Origin of the sequence: Thermodesulfobium acidiphilum (assembly GCF_003057965.1) — a bacterium.
GTDB lineage: Bacteria > Thermodesulfobiota > Thermodesulfobiia > Thermodesulfobiales > Thermodesulfobiaceae > Thermodesulfobium > Thermodesulfobium acidiphilum.
This window is the reverse complement of record NZ_CP020921.1, coordinates 1,250,164-1,268,172: the sequence shown is the minus strand read 5'-3', so window position 1 is coordinate 1,268,172 and position 18,009 is coordinate 1,250,164. Positions and strand designations below refer to the sequence as shown.

At 34.4% G+C, this 18,009-nt stretch carries 9 protein-coding genes and 1 tRNA gene; 6 read left to right on the top strand and 4 right to left on the bottom strand.

The window, feature by feature from the left end:
- Nucleotides 1-36 precede the first annotated feature (36 nt).
- The 3 genes from TDSAC_RS06345 to TDSAC_RS06335 form a co-directional block, all read right to left on the bottom strand.
- Nucleotides 37-3,120 (bottom strand): efflux RND transporter permease subunit, encoded by a 3,084-nt coding sequence (locus TDSAC_RS06345; protein ID WP_108309412.1) that lies wholly within the window; start codon nt 3,118-3,120, stop codon nt 37-39.
- Between the two features lie 3 nt (nt 3,121-3,123).
- Nucleotides 3,124-4,326, bottom strand: a complete 1,203-nt coding sequence (locus tag TDSAC_RS06340; RefSeq protein WP_108309411.1) for an efflux RND transporter periplasmic adaptor subunit — start codon at nt 4,324-4,326, stop codon at nt 3,124-3,126.
- A 211-nt stretch (nt 4,327-4,537) separates the two neighbouring features.
- Nucleotides 4,538-5,236 (bottom strand): mechanosensitive ion channel family protein, encoded by a 699-nt coding sequence (locus TDSAC_RS06335; protein ID WP_199919733.1) that lies wholly within the window; start codon nt 5,234-5,236, stop codon nt 4,538-4,540.
- A 503-nt stretch (nt 5,237-5,739) separates the two neighbouring features.
- Between TDSAC_RS06335 and TDSAC_RS06330 the strand changes: the two genes are divergently transcribed.
- From TDSAC_RS06330 to TDSAC_RS06315, 4 genes are all read left to right on the top strand, one after another.
- The gene (locus tag TDSAC_RS06330) at nt 5,740-6,771 is read left to right on the top strand and encodes a tetratricopeptide repeat protein (RefSeq protein WP_199919732.1); all 1,032 of its coding nucleotides are present in this window, start codon (nt 5,740-5,742) and stop codon (nt 6,769-6,771) included.
- A gap of 37 nt (nt 6,772-6,808) precedes the next feature.
- Complete coding sequence (locus TDSAC_RS06325) at nt 6,809-8,353, top strand: MORN repeat-containing protein (protein ID WP_199919731.1); 1,545 nt, start codon at nt 6,809-6,811, stop codon at nt 8,351-8,353.
- Nucleotides 8,354-8,416: 63 nt separating this feature from the next.
- Nucleotides 8,417-9,607 (top strand): serpin family protein, encoded by a 1,191-nt coding sequence (locus TDSAC_RS06320; RefSeq protein WP_234405777.1) that lies wholly within the window; start codon nt 8,417-8,419, stop codon nt 9,605-9,607.
- A 51-nt stretch (nt 9,608-9,658) separates the two neighbouring features.
- A tRNA-Val gene (locus TDSAC_RS06315) sits at nt 9,659-9,733 on the top strand.
- Nucleotides 9,734-9,847: 114 nt separating this feature from the next.
- On the opposite strand, the gene TDSAC_RS06310 is transcribed toward TDSAC_RS06315, so the two are convergent.
- Nucleotides 9,848-10,015: a Sec-independent protein translocase subunit TatA/TatB gene (locus TDSAC_RS06310; RefSeq protein WP_108309406.1), complete on the bottom strand. Its 168-nt coding sequence runs from the start codon at nt 10,013-10,015 to the stop codon at nt 9,848-9,850.
- A gap of 124 nt (nt 10,016-10,139) precedes the next feature.
- On the opposite strand from TDSAC_RS06310, the gene rpoB reads away from it, so the two are divergent.
- On the top strand, nt 10,140-13,442 hold the full coding sequence (gene rpoB / locus TDSAC_RS06305) for a DNA-directed RNA polymerase subunit beta (protein WP_108309405.1): 3,303 nt from the start codon (nt 10,140-10,142) through the stop codon (nt 13,440-13,442).
- A gap of 75 nt (nt 13,443-13,517) precedes the next feature.
- Nucleotides 13,518-17,945, top strand: a complete 4,428-nt coding sequence (locus tag TDSAC_RS06300) for a DNA-directed RNA polymerase subunit beta'' (RefSeq protein WP_199919951.1) — start codon at nt 13,518-13,520, stop codon at nt 17,943-17,945.
- Nucleotides 17,946-18,009: the final 64 nt, after the last annotated feature.

Below are 18,009 nucleotides of genomic sequence, written 5' to 3'. Positions count from 1 at the left end.
ACTAAATATTTTTCTTCATCTAATATAGATTTAATATTAACCCTTCTTTGTCAGAAAGTATGAGAAAAACGGAACATAAATAAGGCTTAAAAACGTTCCAAAAATCAAGCCTCCAATGGCAACTACTGCAAGAGGCGATAGTCTCTCGAGCCCAATTGCCCACTGCATAGCTATCGGAATCATACCAACCGCAGTTCCTAAGGCTGTCATCATAACAGGCCTGGTTCTTATGTGGATACTTTGTAATACTGCTTCTTCTATACCATATCCATTGTCAAGATATGTTTTTATAAAATCTATTATTAATATAGAGTTTTTAACAATTATGCCAGAGAGTAAAACAAAGCCCATAATAGCAGGTAGACACATGGTTTTGTCAGCTATTAGGAGTGACCATGCTCCTCCAATTATTGATAAAGGTATTGCTGCCATAATAGCAAGAGGATTTAACCACGATCTAAATATTGGAACGAGTACCAGATAAAGAAGAATAAATCCCACTAATATAGCTTTAAGCATCCTTCCCATAGAATCCATCATAGTTGTGATGTCGCCACTTTGCTTTAATTCTACATTGGAAGTTATCTTGCCCTTGTTATCTTTTATGGCTTTTTGGAGAGCAGGTGTGAAGCTTTCCATGATGTGAGTAACAGGAAAGGTAGAGCGATATCCCATTACGTCTTGAGTGTACTTCATTGCTTCTCTAGTAATTATGGTGGGTTCATAAATTGTACTTAAAGTACCAAAAGATTCAAGAGGGATAAAGCCCTTAGGTGTTTTTATCAAAAAACTTTTTAAACTTTTTACGTATTCTCTTGATGAAGTCGGGAGTATTACCTTTATTAAATATCCAGTTTCATTGGGAACGGTAAAGATTGATGCAGTGGCTCCCTGTATTCCGGCAGATAGCTGAGATGCCACGTCATACGGAGTGGTTTGATAATATGCGGTTTTTAAATGATCGATCTTAAAAACGTATTCCAGGTTGTCCATATCCCAGTTTTTTGAATAAGACTTTAAGCCTTTAACGTTTTTCATGGCCTGCATAACAACATTACCAGCTCTATTGACCGATTCTACACTATCTCCATAGATAGTAGTGTCAAGAGTGGCTTTTATAGACGATAAAGGAGTAGCGCCATAGTCAAACACGTCTGCATATTTTACATCTGGCAGGGTTCTAATATAATTTCTGATTTTATCTTCCAATTGCCAGATAGTTGCACTTCTTTTGAACCTGTTTACAAAGTGAATTGTCATGCCGGCTACTTGAGGAGGGCCTGCTGAGATGGTCAATACCCCTGGTTCTGAGCCTATTGCGTCTGACATCATTTCTACATCGCCAAGGGATTTTACGTATTTTTCTATTGTAAAGAGAGTTTGATTTACTTTTAAAATAGAGGTATTGCTGTCAAAAGTTATATTTGCCTTTACAATGCCTGTATCCATTGGTGGCATTAAATCTCTTCCAATAGTAGGAATTACAACTCCAATACTAAACATTAAAAGTGGAAGGAGTGGTAAGGTTAAAGGTATTCTCATCTTCTTATTATCTATTAAAAATTTTACTGCATTTGCGTAAAATTGTTTAAATGGATTGAGCCAGTAATCCATAATTTTATTAATTTTTGTTTCGAATTTTGATTTTTTGGATTCAGACTTTAACATTTTTATACTAAGAATTGGAATAAGCGTAATAGAGACAAAGTATGAAACTATAAGAGAAATTAATAATGTTCCTGCAAGTGGTTTAAAGATCTGGGCAGGGTATCCACCTACGAACATTAGTGGCAAAAGAACCACGCTTGTGGCAAGTGTTCCTCCAAAAACTACTAACATGACTTCTTTTGTCCCGTTTATGGCTGCATCCAATGGAGATTCTTTTAGCTGGGTGTGGTGTCTTTCTATATTTTCTAATATCACAATTGCGTCATCTACAAGCATTCCAAGAGCTAAAATTATTCCTGTTAAGCTTACAATATTAAATCCAATATTTAATATCCACATTATAGCTATAGTTGCAAGATAAACAAAAGGTATTGAAATTGCTGAAATTAGTGTAAGCCTCAAATCAGCAAGAAATAGAAATATTATTATTGCAGTAAATATTATCGCATCTCTTAAGGCTTCAAACATATTATCATTGCTGAGCTGCACGAGCTCTTTTTGAGTATCTGCTACTTGAATATTTAGTTGTGGAAATTGTGCTCTAAGCTTGGGTAATATGTTCTCTACAGCATTGATAGTTGTCATTACTGCTCCGCCATATGGTCTTTGAACAGCAACAGCAATTGCTTGATGACCATTTCCGTGGTAGAAGGATGTGGGAGGAGGATAGCCATAATCTACTGTTGCTACGTCTTGTAGTTTTACTCCAGGTGTTATCTGAAAATTTCTTATCATATCGAGATTAGTGGCTTCAGTAAGTACCTTAAATGTGTATTGTGAATTCGGGTTCATAATAATACCGAGTGGTATATCTTTGTTTGATTTTTGTATTGTATTTACTACGTCTTGAACGCTCAGACCTAAAGATGCTAGTTTTGCATTGTTAAATTTTATCTCTATGTCTTTTTGGTATCCGCCGAAAACGTCAACGTTTGCAACTTTACCGGTTCTTAATATCTCGTCTTTTATCTGATTTTCGGCTATATATCTTACATCTGGCATCGATAAGTTAGATCCCTCTTTTGGGGAAATTGAAAGCACGATTACTGGCGGGGAATAGGACGTGACTTCATATATTTGGGGAGTCTGGATATCAGATGGTAATAAATTTGCTATTTTAGAAAGGCCATTTTGGACATCTGTTTTAGCTTCTCCGATATTTTTTCCATAATGAAACTCCGCTGTAACAGTGCAGAATCCATCATTGGAAGTAGAATAAACTCTTCTAATATTGCTAAGTGTATAAAGTTCTCTTTCTATGACTGCACTGACATGGTCTGCAACATATCTTGCAGAAGCACCTGGTTCAACCACTACTACAGCAATTTGAGGTCTATCAGCGGGAGGAAAGAGGTCTCTTGACATGCTAAAAAAACCTATTACACCAAGTAATAAAAAGGCAATGAGTATTGCAAATACAAAATGTGGTCTAGTAATATACCATTTAAGCATCTTCTACTCTTTTACCACTTCGAGAGGTTGATTTTCATATATTCTCAAAAGGAGTGAATCTTCTCCCGTAACTACTTCTGAGTTATCTGTAAGAGCACCACTAACACAACTCTCTTTATCATTTTGGGCAAGTATGTTTACTTCAACAAATTTTGCTCTATTATCTTTTCCTACAACAATTACATATGTTTTACCCTTTGACTTTACTATAGAGTTATTTGGCACTATAAAGCCTTTAGCACTTCCAGTATAAATGTATGTGTCTATCATTGTGTGTGCTGGAAGATTAAAAGGATTGGAGTTAAGTTTGAGTTTTATCATATTTAAATTATTATCAGAACTTGAGAGCACTGCATCTACTACTGCTTGAGCAGTTTTGCCATTGTAAGCAATGGTTTCAATATCACCAACTTTAACTTTGCTCGAGATTTCAACAGGAACGCTCACGTAGACAAGCGAATTTTTGCCTCCTGTAATTTCTAATATGGGCTTCCCTTGCACTACAGTATCACCCTCATTAAAATATTTTTTTACAACAAGTCCATTAAATGGAGATGTTATTACGCTATAAGTAAGGGAATCCTCAAGAGATGCAATCTGGGAATCTACGCTTTTTATGCTTTCCTGAATACTTTGAAGATGACTTATTGCTGTTTTTTGATTGGCTTCAGCTGCTTTATAGTTGTTTTCCATTGTTTCAAGCTCTACTTTTGGGACCGCTTCTACTTTATATAAATATTGATATCTTTCAAGATTGTTCTTTGCATTCGCAAGCTGGGTATTCGCAGCTTCTATTTCAGAGTATGCACCGCTTAGCGTGCTTTCAAGAGATCTCTTGTTGTATACAAGGGATTGGATATTTGATTGAATATCCTTAGAGTCGAGTTTTGCAACAACCTGCCCAATTTTTACTGGGGTGCCCTCACTTGCTATATAATCAAGCTTCGCACTTACTCTAGCAGTAATAATGGCATCGTTTTCTGGTCTGAAATCGCCAAGATACTTTTGAGAAGCCTTGAGAATGCCAGATTTTACTACGGCTACATTCACAACAACAGAATATGGTTTTGCAGGAGGGGTGAGCATAACCTCTATTTCTTTCTTTACAAAGAAAAATAAGGCTATAAATACGATAATTGAGATGGTAAGAATGATCTTTCCTTTTCTGGTTTTTGGAAGTTTTCTTTTGATATCAATTTTGTTCATCCTTTTACTCCCCTTGAAAGTTTATAAACTAATTTAAAATTAATAGTTAATAATATCATATTTAAAATTAATAGTTAATAATATCATATATTTATAATATTTACATAAAAAACTCGAAGAAAGTAAGACTTAATTTTTGAATTTATTATATGTGAATATTCTGAAAGAAATCGTTATAATAATAAAGCGATGTTAGCGAAGAAAGTTTTATTTAAAGAGAATTATTAAATTTTTTAGATTTTTTTAAAATAATATTTTGGATCGGATATGGTATTTCTATATTATTTTCATTATAAAATTTATGAATTGACTTTATTAGTTCATGCAGTACTATAAACTGGTCCGAGTAAGATTGTACTCTAATATAGATAGAAAAAGTAATGCAAGAATTGTCAAATTTTTGATACCTTAGTATTGGTTCTACACCCTTTACACACCCGGGTGTATTTTGAACAAAGTTTTTTAAAAAATTTATTGTTTTTATTTCTATTTCTTCAAGATCGCTGTCATATGAAATGCCAATCTGCAAACTAACGCTAAAATTTTCTTCTGGAAAAGAATAGTTGGTAATTATGGAAGTAGCAATTTTCGAATTTGGTATTATTATCATATTGTTGTCTGGAGTTAGAAGAGTGGTATTTCTCCAGTTTATATCCGTAACTTTACCTCTTTGCCCATTTTCAAGAATTATTGTGTTTCCTGGTTGAATCTTTTTCGATGCCAGTATGTGAATGCCTGAAAAAAAATTAGACAAAGTATCTTGAAGCGCAAGAGAGACGGCTAAGCCACCCACTCCAAAAGTTGTGATGATGGGTACATCTGAAATTCCAATTCCTTCAAGGATTACTAATATGCCCAAGAATATGACAGCTACAAATATTACGTTCGATATAATGCTGGTAGCAGGCAAGATGCTGTCGTTTTTAGAAAAGTAGTGGACGATGATTTTTGAAGATGTTCTAGCTATAAATAAAAAAACTATAAATATTTCTAATGAAGTAAATATTTTGTTTATAAGAAAAGAATGCTGATAAGTAAAAGGATAATTATAAAGTGCAAGATGTAAACCTATTGTTATAAAAAATAAAGAAACAAGCCAATTGAATGACCTAATAACAATTTTTATTAGGTAGTTTTGGGAGAGTTTTGTATTTAAAAGTCTTGCTAAAATAAGTTTTTCTATAATTAAACCAAAAAGTGCAAATGAAATAAAAAGAATGATAGGTCGAATTAGGATTTCGAGAAAAGCTATTATAAATAGTACCTCCTTTCATTTTTTGTTTTAATTATATCAATATTTTATTTAATTTTATTTATAGGCGAGAGTAGGTTTTATTTATATTTGGTTTAAAAAATTATTTTAAGCTATTTAAAATGTTATAAAATAAATTAAAGATGATAATAAAAAGAGGTTTGATAATTTTACTATTAGTATTGTTTATATTTATTACTGCTGCAGCAAGCTGGGCTGCTGGCTTTGACGATACATATAAAAAAGCGGAAGAAAAGCTGAAGAATAATGATGCATTGGGCTGCTCGATTGAACTTACTAAAGCTCTTTTGCAAATGGATAAAAACAATCCGCTACGCTATAAATTTCTTACATTGAGGGGGGAATGTTTTTACGTTGACGGTGACTTAACTGAGGCATCGAAAGATTTTAATGAAGCTATTGTGTTAAATCCTGATAATAGTGAAGCTTATTATGGTTTAGCAAAAGTTAATGAGGAAACAGGAAATATTGATACAGCTATTAACTTTTACACTAGGGCGATTGAGATAAATAATGATGTTTCAAAATTCTATTTTGGTAGAGCGATTGATTATTATTTAGAAAAAAAGTATGATGAGTCATTAGAAGATGTTGGTAACGCGATTAAATTAGAGCCGAAGACTGAATATTTTTTGTTCAAAGCTTCCTTAGAACAGGGTAATGGTAAAATTGATGACGCACTATCTACCATTAATAATGCTTATACGTTATATCCGAATTCGCTGCAAGTACTTGAATTCAAATCAAGCCTTGAGCTGGAAAAAGAGGACTATAAGGACGCTTTATTGGATGTGAACAAAGCATTAGATATCAATAACAAAAAGCCTGATCTCTTCTTTCTTAAAGGGACTATTCTTTATAACTTAAGTGATTTTCAGGGTTCGCTCGAGGCTTTAAACTTTACAATATCTTTGGATCCTAACCAGAGTGATTACTATGCGATGAGGGCAAAAATTGAAGATTCATTGAAACAACCAAAAAGGGCTCTCGATGATATTGAAACTGCATTATCTATTTCACAAAACAAATATTATTATTTTCAAAAAGCATATTATGAATATGAATTAAATAAATATAAAGATGCAAAAAAAGATATTGATGCTGCTCTTTTGTTAGATCCAGAAAATCGATTTTTTAAAAATTTGCAAGAGGCAATTAATAAAAAATTATAGATATTATAAAATTGAGTTAGCTTTTATGGAGGTAAAATTGGGCATTTTTGATTCAATTACTAGAGTTTTTAATAAAAAGAAAGAAAAAATTGAAGATTCAAAAAAGGTAGATCCCTGGAAATATTTTGAGGACGGTTCAAAATACAAGGGAGATCTTTTAAACTCCGTTCCACATGGCTTTGGAATACTGATAGAACCTAATGGCAATAAATATGAGGGTGAGTTTAAGAATGGGAAAAAACATGGTAAAGGGAAGGCTTTTTATGAGGGAGAAGGAATATATGAAGGAGAATTCAAAGAGGGAGTAAGGGAGGGGTTCGGAGTTTTTATATTTTTAGAAACAAATCCATTATCAGGTGTTAGATTAGAGGGACAATGGAAAGATGATGAATTAATTCAGGGCAAAGAAATCTGGCCTGATGGAAGGATGTACGAAGGATCTTGGAGGCATGGCAAAAAATTTGGTAAGGGAATTTTTAAATGGCCTAATGGTAGTGTATACGAAGGGGAATATAAAGACGATCAATTTTGTGGAAGAGGGATTTACATTTGGCCCAATGGCGATAGATATGAGGGGGAATGGAAAGAAAATAAATGGGAAGGGTGGGGAATTTTTATATCAGCTAATGGCGATAGATATGAAGGGTATTTTAAAGATGGAATGAAGAATGGTTTTGGGACAATGTATTATCATAATTCAACAAAATACGAAGGTTTGTGGAAAAATGATTTGTATGAAGGTAGGGGTAAATTCTATTACAAAAATGGTGATAAATATGAGGGAGAATGGAAAGAGGGGAAAAAATGCGGCTCAGGAAAAATATTTTATTCAAGCGGTATAATTTTTGAAGGGCAATTTGTTAATGACAAAATAACTGGAAAAGGCTTTATTTACTTTGATGGGAAAGCATATGAAGTTGAATATATAAATAGTAGGTTTGTTGGTGAAAGGGTAATTTTTTGGCCTGATGGTAGAAAATATTTTGGTGATATTAAGGATAACTTCATGCATGGTAAGGGTATTTTTTGGTGGCCAAACAATAGTAGATTTGTTGGAGAATTTAAAGATGATCAATTTTTTGGCAAGGGTAAACTGATATTGTCTGACGGTCTTGAATGTGATGGAGAGTGGAGGGATGGAAAATTTTATAGTGTAATAGTTTTAAAAAATTTAGATGGTAGAAAATATGAAGGTGTTTTTGAAGACGGAGAATTTAAGGGTAGCGGGGTTTTGACCTGGCCAAACGGAGACAGATACGAAGGAGAGTGCAAAGATGGTAAAAGGCATGGCAAGGGTAAATTCATATCAACTAAGGGGGATATATATGATGGAGAGTGGAAGTTTGATAAAAGACACGGATATGGAGAGTTTTTTGCAGCGAATAAAAATCACTATGTTGGAGAATGGGATTCTGATTTTTGGGAGGGAAAAGGGGTTTTAGAACATGCTAATGGTGATAGATACGAGGGGGAATGGAGTAAGTCAAAGAGGCATGGTTTTGGGACAATGTATTATGCTGATGGTAGAGTTGAAAAAGGATACTGGTTTGATGGTGTTTTTAAAGGGCCAAAGAAATACTAGTGATTATAAATTTTTAAAATTTATGTTATCTTATTGTATAGAGAGGTGATCTTATTGAGAAAAGTGTTAATTTTTTTAAATGTATTGTTTTTTATGCTAATCGTTATCCCTGGTGCTTTTGCAGATGATAGCCAGTTAATTAAGGGAAATATAAATTTTGCGATTAAGTTAATGAACGAGGTAAGAAATCATGAATTTGACAATAACGTAATCTTTTCTCCAATAGGATTGGGTCAGTCGTTAAGTGTTCTTTCTAATGGTGCTGTGGGCCATACATTTGATGAATTAAATCTTATTCAGGGATTTGATGGTTATAACGAATCAGATATAAATTATTTTTGGAAAAATACTGTAAGCCCAACTCCTTATACCTACGATAAAAAAATGTTTGTTTTTACGAGGTCATCACTTTGGGTTCAAAATGGATTTACATTTGATCCCAAATTTATGGCTACAATCAATTCTTTTTATCCTGGATTTGATTTGACCTATATAAATTTTTCTGATAAATATACTCCTTCTGCTATAAACGATTGGGTTAAAACGAGTACAAATCATCAGGTTACGAGTATAGTTAACAAAAAGGATGTTAGCAAGGACGCGATGATGTATTTGATAAATATTACCTATGCAAAGCTTGCATGGAAAAACGAATTTCCAAAAAATCTAACAAAAAAAGGTACCTTTTATCTTTCGAATGGTCAGAGTGCTAAAGCTTTATATATGAAAACTACTGGTAATTTCGATTATTATGAGAACGATATTTTCCAGGCAGTTAAAGTTAATCTGGCTGACCCAGATCTAGAAGCGGTATTTTTCTTGCCAAAAGAGACTAAAACCCTTATGAATATCTATAGAAATATGAATGGTGAAAATTATTTTAATTGGTCCAAACAATTTAAGAAGAGGCTTTTGATGGTTGAAATTCCAAAAATGGATCTTGAATACAAAACTTCTTTTATACCTGAATTTAAGGAAATAGGAGTTGGAGATCCTTTTGACCAAAGCTATGCTGATTTTAGAAAAATGTTTAAGATTGCAAACTTTTCTTTTGTTTCAAACGAGATCTCTGATAGTTTTTTGAAGGTTGATGAATACGGGTTAAATAAAACTATCTTTGATAAAAATGTCAAGGATGTTATAAGTTTTGATCATCCGTTTGTAATGGTTATAGCTAACAAAACAACTAATGCATGGTTGCTAATAGCTTCAATAGAGAATCCTCATCCCGATGAATGGTTTGAAATTTTTTAGTATTTACAACAATATATATTTGTGTTAAAATAAATTTTTACACATTTTTTTGGGCGGATAGCTCAGAGGTAGAGCACTTGCTTCACACGCAAGGGGCCGTAGGTTCGATTCCTACTTCGCCCACCACTCTTTATCTTTTAGGAGGGATATGCATAAAGCCTCAAAAATCACTTAAATTTTTTATTTTTTTAGGTTTTTTCTTTAGGCGAGATAATGCTTTGGTTTAAGAATGTTTTTATCTTATTTAATTTGTTTGGTTATATCTACTTGATCTTTGATCTGTTGGGTTTCCTTTCTAAAGCTTCCAAGAGTTTTTCCAATTTCTTTTGTAACTTTGGGAAGTTTTTTAGGACCAAGAACGATCAAAAGAATTGCTATTATCATCCCAGTTTGTTGCCAGCTTATCATTTTCTTAATTCCTTTCTTTGTTTTTTGGAGTTCGCTTTTTAAATGTTTTCTTCAAATGATTGTTGTGTTATATTTTATCTTTTTTCTTCCTGTGATGCAAGAACTTGTCTTGTGAGGTGTGTTTATGAGAGATGTATTGGTTAAACCCCGTATTAAATTTATGGGTGAAAGTTTGGATGAAAAACAAAAGATCGAGGCGCCTATACCAAATCTTTTGGATTTGCAAAAAAAATCTTATGAAAAGTTCCTTTATCAGGGAATCGGAGAGGAGTTAAGCTCTTATTTCCCGATTGTTGATGCGGGCGATAGGTTTGAATTATCTTTTGTTTCATATCGTTTAGAAGAACCAAAATTTTCTGAAGAAGAAGTAAGAATCAAGGATAAGACTTATGAGGCCCAGATAAAGGTTAAATTAAGACTACTTGATAAACAAAGCCAAGAAGTTGTAGAGTCTGAAGTTTTGTTAGGAGAAATACCTATTATGACAAAACGAGCGACCTTTATTGTAAATGGTTCAGAAAGAGTTATAGTTAATCAACTTACAAGGTCGCCTGGTGTTTATTTCAAAGAAGATAAAGATCTTATGGATCGAAAGACATTTGTTGGAACAGTAATACCTGTGAAGGGGAATTGGATAAATTTTGAAGCTCCTTCAAATGGTACTGTCTGGATTAGAATCGAGAAGTCGAGAAAATTACCTGTATCTACCTTTCTTAAAGCCTGTGGAATTGAACAGTCGAGAATCGAAGAGGCTTTAGTGGATGAAAAGTTTAGAAAAGCAACTTTTGCGCAGGATAATACTCAAAATAGAGAAGAGGCTCTTCAAGAATTTTATAAAAAAATAAGGCCGGGAGAGGCTCCAAATCCTGAGGCAGCTAAAGGAATTATCAATAGTAGGTTTTTTGACAAAAAGAGATTCGATCTAGGTATGGTTGGCCGTCTAAAAATAAACGAAAAGTTAGGTTTAAATGGTATTGTACCACTTGATTATCTGGTTCTTCACAGAGAAGATATGCTTGCAATTGTTAAGTATCTTGTAAATCTTCATTATGGGGATGGTACTCTTGACGACATCGATCATCTAGAAAATAGAAGAGTAAGATTGGTGGGAGAACTTGTAAGACAAAAGTTTAGAGAAGGTTTGTATAGGATGGAACATGTAATTCATGAGAGGATGTCTTTATATAAAGGTACTACAAAACTTAAGATTAGTAACATTATAAATAGTGGCCCCCTTACTGTGGCTTTGCGTGAATTTTTCTGCACTGGTCAATTGTCTCAGTATATGGATCAAACTAATCCTCTTGCTGAATTAACTCACAAGAGAAGGATCTCTGTCCTTGGTCCTGGTGGGTTAACAAGAGAGAGAGCTGGATTTGAGGTAAGAGATATTCATCCCTCTTATTATGGCAGATTTTGTCCTATTGAAACTCCTGAAGGTCCAAATGTTGGATTGATTAGTTCACCAACTATTTATGCTGTTGTGAATGATTATGGTTTTTTGGAGACTCCTTACAGAAAGGTTAAAAACGGAAAACTGACTGATATTATTGAAAGCTTTACGGCTAGTAAAGAGAGAAACGTTTATATTGCGTCTGCAGATGTAAAAGTTGAAAACAAGAAGATTGTTGGAGACACTGTTGTAGCAAGATATAATGGAGAATTTCAACAAGTTGCACCTGATAAAATTGATTATATTGGTGTTTCTCCGAAGCAAATGCTTAGTTTGAGCTCTTCTTTAATCCCTTTTGTAGAACACAATGATGCAAACCGTGCGTTGATGGGTTGTAATATGCAGCGTCAGGCCGTGCCTCTTGTTATAGAAGAAGCGCCATGGGTTGGTACTGGTATGGAAATGGTTGCTGCTATTGATTCGGGTATGGTTCATATAGCTGAAAAGGATGGAATTGTTAGGAGCGCTGCTGGAGGAAAAATAGTTATTGATTTTAGTGATGGAACTTCAAAGGAATATAAATTAATGAAATTTGTTAGGACAAATAATGCAACGTGTTTTAACCAAAAGGCTTTAGTAAGAGCAGGTGACAGAGTCAAGAAAGGACAAGTTCTTACATCCGGTTGTGCAACTGATAGCGGAGAACTGGCCCTAGGTAGAAATGTATTAGTTGCCTTTATGCCATTTGGTGGTTACAACTTTGAAGATGCAATACTAATTAGCAATAGGCTTGTGAGAGAAGATGTATTTACGTCCATTCACATTGAAAGTTATGAAGTTGAAGCAAGGTCTACTAAATTGGGAGATGAAGAGATAACGAGAGAGATTCCTAATGTTTCAGAAGAAGCAAGAAGAAACCTTGATGAACAGGGTATTGTTGTAATTGGGACTGAAGTAGAAGCTGGAGATTATTTAGTAGGTAAGCTTACTCCTAAAGGAGATGTAGAACCACCATCAGAAGAAAGGTTATTGAGAGCAATATTTGGTGATAAATTGAAGGATATGAGAGATACTTCTCTCAAGTTACCCCATGGAGAAAAGGGTAAGGTTATCGATGTGAAAGTTTTTTCTAGAAATAACGGAGACGATCTTCCACCTGGGGTGATTACAAAAGTGAGAGTTACAGTGGCTCAATTAAGAAAGATTTCTGTTGGAGATAAGATGACAGGTAGGCACGGAAATAAAGGGGTAATATCTAAAATTTTACCAGAAGCTGATATGCCATATTTACCCGATGGGACACCTGTAGATATTGTTTTGAATCCTTTGGGCGTTCCATCAAGAATGAACGTTGGGCAGATTTTTGAAGTACTTCTAGGCCTTGCGGCAGGGGTTCTTAACAACTTTGGCAAGGATAAAAACATAAAATATAAGTTTGAGGCAACCCCTTTTGACGAATCGTTTGGTGAAAGGGCATCCGAAAGATTTGTTGAAGAATATTTAGAAAAAGCAAGAGAAATTAAACCATTTATTGGAAAAAATGGGAAAGTTACTCTTTATGATGGGAAAACTGGCGATCCCTTTTTATCTCCTGTAACCGTAGGTTATATGTACCTCTTAAAACTTGTACACCTTGTTGATGATAAAATCCACGCAAGGTCAACCGGTCCTTATTCTCTGATCACTCAACAACCACTTGGAGGCAAGGCTCAGTTCGGTGGTCAAAGGTTTGGAGAAATGGAAGTTTGGGCTTTAGAGGCATATGGTGCTGCAAACGTGTTGCAAGAGATATTGACTATAAAATCTGATGACATTACTGGTAGAACAAAGGCTATGGAGGCGATAATCAAAGGTAAAAACCTTGGAACTCCGGGGTTACCTGAATCATTTAAAGTATTAGTTAGAGAACTTCAAGGATTGGCGCTTGATATTACTCTAATACATCAAGACGGAAGTCAAATTGATTTGGAGCACATAGATGAAGATGATAATAGCGTATTGCCACTTTTGAAGTCGGTAGACGTTGAGGATTAGAACAGGAGTTAACATCTTTAGTTTTAGATATCAAATTTTGAAAGGGAGGAAATAGTTTTGGAACCCTTTGTTGAAATTAGTGAAGATAACAAACAGGTTAAGGATAAAACTTCTTCTAAACTTGTGGCTATAAAGATTGGGCTTGCGTCAAGCGAAAGGATAAGATCGTGGTCAAGAGGAGAAGTAAAAAAGCCTGAAACTATTAATTATAGAACGTTAAGGCCTGAAAGAGGCGGTCTCTTTTGTGAAAAGATATTTGGACCCACGAAAGATTATGAATGTTATTGTGGCAAATATAAGCGACCAAGATATAAAGGAACGATTTGTGATAGATGCGGAGTTGAGGTTACTTCGTCGAAGGTAAGAAGATTAAGAATGGGGCACATTGATCTGGCAGCTCCTGTTGCTCATATTTGGTATTTCAAAGGCACTACGAGCTACATAGGTTCTGTTTTAGATATTTCAAACAAAGAAGTTGAAGAAGTAATATATTTTTCAAGATATTTAATTTTAGATCCTAAAGATAGTGGATTACAAAAATTTAAAACGCTTTCCGAAGATGAATACGAATACTGGGTAAAACAACTTGGTAGATCGGCAATTGAGGTGGAACATTTAAGTGATGATAATTATCAAGTTGTAGATCCTAAAAACACTTTTCTCGAAGCAGGTAGAATTTTGACTGCTGATGAATATGAATATTATACATATAGCTTTGGTCAAAACTATTTTGTAGCAAAAATGGGTGCTGAAGCTATTAAAGAGGCATTAGAGTCTATTAACGTTGAAGAATTGAGTAATCAGATTAAAGAAGAAATGATTTCAACATCTTTTCAAAGTCCAAAAAGGCTAAAAATGATAAAAAGATTCAGGGTTTTGGAATTTTTTAGAAAATCGGGTGCTAATCCTGCCTGGATGGTTTTGGAGGCCATACCTGTTATTCCGCCTGATCTTAGACCCATGGTTCAATTAGATGGTGGGAGATTTGCTACTTCGGACTTAAACGATCTTTATAGAAGGGTTATTAATAGAAATAATAGATTAAAGAAACTACTTGATATGGGTGCTCCTGAAATTATTGTTAGAAATGAAAAAAGAATGCTTCAAGAAGCAGTGGATGCACTCTTTGATAACGAAAGAAGATTAAAGCCCGTAACGGGGACCCATGACAGACCTCTTAGGTCTCTTTCTGATATCATTGAAGGGAAACAAGGACGATTTAGACAGAATTTGTTGGGGAAAAGGGTGGATTATTCTGGACGTTCAGTAATTGTTGTGGGTCCTACACTTAAACTTCATCAATGTGGATTGCCGAAAGAAATGGCTTTAGAACTTTTTAAGCCTTTTGTAATTCACGAACTTATTAAAAGAGGATTAACTGGAAATGTAAAAGGAGCTAAAAGAAAAATAGAACGGGGCGAAAATGTTATATGGGATATTCTTGCTGAAGTTATACAGGGACACCCTGTTTTTCTGAATCGTGCTCCTACGCTTCACAGGCTAGGAATTCAAGCTTTTGAACCAGTTTTGATAGAAGGCAAAGCCATTCAACTTCATCCTCTGGTTTGTGCTGCTTTTAATGCAGACTTTGATGGAGATCAAATGGCTGTTCACGTTCCACTATCTCTTGAGGCACAAGCTGAGGCAAGAGTATTAATGCTTTCAAGTCATAATTTATTGTCTCCTGCTAATGGTCAACCATTGGTAACTCCTTCACAGGATATGGTTTTAGGGCTTCATTATCTTACAAGTTTTGAAAAAAATCCTACTTTTAGAAGCGAAGAAGATGCTATAGACGCTTTTAAGAAGGGTGAAATTGATGAAACCCAAAAAATAGACGTTTATTGCGAAAGAGTTAATGGTTATCTGACAACTTGTGTTAAAAAAATACAAACTGGACAACCGTTTTTGTTTTTTATAGACAAAAATGATGCTATTACAAGGTATCAAATTGATAGTGTAAAACCACCACATGAATTCTCGCTTAGTCTTATTGATAGAATTGCTGTGAAAATTGATAAGGAATTTTTAGCTACTAGTGTAGGTCAAATATTATTTAATGAAATTTTGCCTGGTAAGTGGCCTTATTATAGGGAACCGCTGACAAAGAAGAGAATTGCAAAGATAGTAAGGCAATGTTATGAAGATTTCGGGCTTACCAGAACGGTGAAGCTTGTGGATGACTTGAAGGATATAGGATTTAAATATGCTAAAGAATCTGGAATATCTATTTCAATTGATGATCTTGTTGTACCTGCAGAAAAGAAAGAAATAATAAAGAGGGCAGAAGAAGAAATTAAAAGATTTGATGAATTTGTTTCTGAAGGTACTATGACTCAAGAAGAAAAGGATGCTAAAGTAAGAGAAAAGTGGAATATGATTACTGACGAAATTAAGGACAGAATGAACTCCAGTATGGGTGAAAGAAACCCCGTTTTTATGATGGCAAATTCTGGTGCAAGAGGCAATATCGATCAAGTTAGACAGCTGGCTGCAATGAGAGGTCTTATGTCAGATCCACACGGTAGAATCATACCTATTCCTATAAAGGCAAACCTTAAAGAAGGCATGAATATGATGGAATATTTTATTTCAACATATGGTGCAAGAAAAGGTTTGGTCGATACTGCACTAAGGACTTCTAACTCTGGATATCTTACAAGAAGACTGGTCGATGTTGCACAAGAAATAATCGTGAGAGAAGAAGATTGTGGCAGCGAAGAAAGTATTGTAGTTTCTGATCTGATGGATGGAACAAAGGTTATTTTGGAATTAAAAGACAGAATAATTGGTAGGTTTAGCGCTGAAGATATTTATGATGCTGATGGAAAATTAATAGTTAAAAGAAATGAACTAATAACTCCTTCTATAGCTGATAAGATAGTAGATGCTGGAATAAAAGAAGTAGCTGTAAGATCTCCTTTAACCTGTAAAACACCTCATGGAGTGTGTCAAAAATGTTACGGTTGGAGTCTTGCTACCAGGGAAGTTGTAGAACTTGGTGAAGCTGTGGGCATTATTGCTGCACAATCTATAGGGGAGCCTGGTACTCAGCTGACTATGAGAACATTTCACACTGGTGGGGTTGCTCTTCATAGGAGTAAGAATATAGAAAGATCAAAGATTAGTGGTACAGTAAAGTTCGAATCTCTTAAGACGTTCACTTTTTTGAACGATAACATAGAGACTACTATAGCTATTTCTGAAGGAAATATCGTGATAAAAGGAGAGACAAGCGTTAAAGTTTTTGTAAATAGAGGGATGCTTCTACACGTTAAGGATGGTTCTTTTGTTAAAGAAAACGATGTCTTGGTTGAGGAAGATGAGGATAATGAATATCTTATAGCAGAGAAGGGTAATATTGTTTTTTATACAATGCCTGTTGAGGAAAGAGTTATATCTGAGAATAACGTAATAAGTATTGCTTCTCAAAATGGTGAAGTTTTGTTTACTAAAGAAAAACCAATAATAATAAAGGTTAATGCCAATCTTGATATTAAGATCAAAGATAGAGAAAAAGTAGTACCAGGTAAAGAGATTGCGGAAGGTATAACGAGTCCAGTTTTAGGTATGGCTGTTATCCCAAAGTTTGAACCAGTTTTGGACTCTGAAACTGGTGAGATGGTTACACCTATATACATTTATCAGGGTGATTTTGCTTCGTGTAATAAGAATTCAAGATTATTTGTAAAAGATTCAACAATGTTAACCAACACTACATTAGTTGCAATTTCACCTAAATCAAAAGAAAGTGCAATTAAGACAAAGGATATTATTCAGGGTTTGCCCAGGGTCGAAGAGCTTTTTGAAGCAAGGAGACCAAAAAATGCTGCAATACTTTCAGAAATAGATGGAATAGTCCATATTATTTCCAATAGTGATACAGACCCTATAAAAATTATAATAGAAGGGTTGGAAGAGACAAAGGAAATTGTTGTACCTGCAAGCACACAGCTTCAGGTATCGGATGGTGCCTTTATTAAAAAAGGATATCCTCTTACAGAAGGTCAATTTTATCCTCAGGAACTACTTAAAACTAGAGGAATAGATGCAGTAAAGCAATATATAGTTGATGAAATTCAAAAGGTTTATAAAGATCAAAGCGTTTCTATTCATGATAAACACATTGAAATTATAGTTAGACAAATGACTAAGAGAGTAAAGATTAAAAATGACGGCGATTCTGATTGGTTGCCAGGAGAATATGTAGATAGAGGTGAATTTGAAAAGGTGGTCAAAGAGTTAACTCTTCAGGGTAAAACTCCCCCAGAAGCAGAAGATGCGGTGCTTGGCATTACGAAATCGTCTTTGAATACATCTTCATTTATTGCTGCTGCCTCTTTCCAGGAGACTACCAGAATATTAACTGAGGCATCAATTAGAGGCAAAATAGACTATCTTAGAGGTTTGAAAGAAAACGTTGTAATAGGAAGATTAATTCCTGCTGGAACTGGGTTTGATTTATATGAAAGTTATGACTATGTTAAAGTAGGTGATAAGTAGATTTTAATGAAATCCAATAATTTTTAGAATATAATTTTTATTATAAAAATATTTCCCAAAATAT

Excerpts from the sequence above, each read along its gene's own strand:
- TDSAC_RS06340 (WP_108309411.1), bottom strand. The coding sequence starts at position 4,326 with ATGAACAAAATTGATATCAAAAGAAAACTTCCAAAAACCAGAAAAGGA.
- TDSAC_RS06310 (WP_108309406.1), bottom strand. The coding sequence starts at position 10,015 with ATGATAAGCTGGCAACAAACTGGGATGATAATAGCAATTCTTTTGATC.
- TDSAC_RS06345 (WP_108309412.1), bottom strand. The coding sequence starts at position 3,120 with ATGCTTAAATGGTATATTACTAGACCACATTTTGTATTTGCAATACTC.
- rpoB (WP_108309405.1), top strand. The coding sequence starts at position 10,140 with ATGAGAGATGTATTGGTTAAACCCCGTATTAAATTTATGGGTGAAAGT.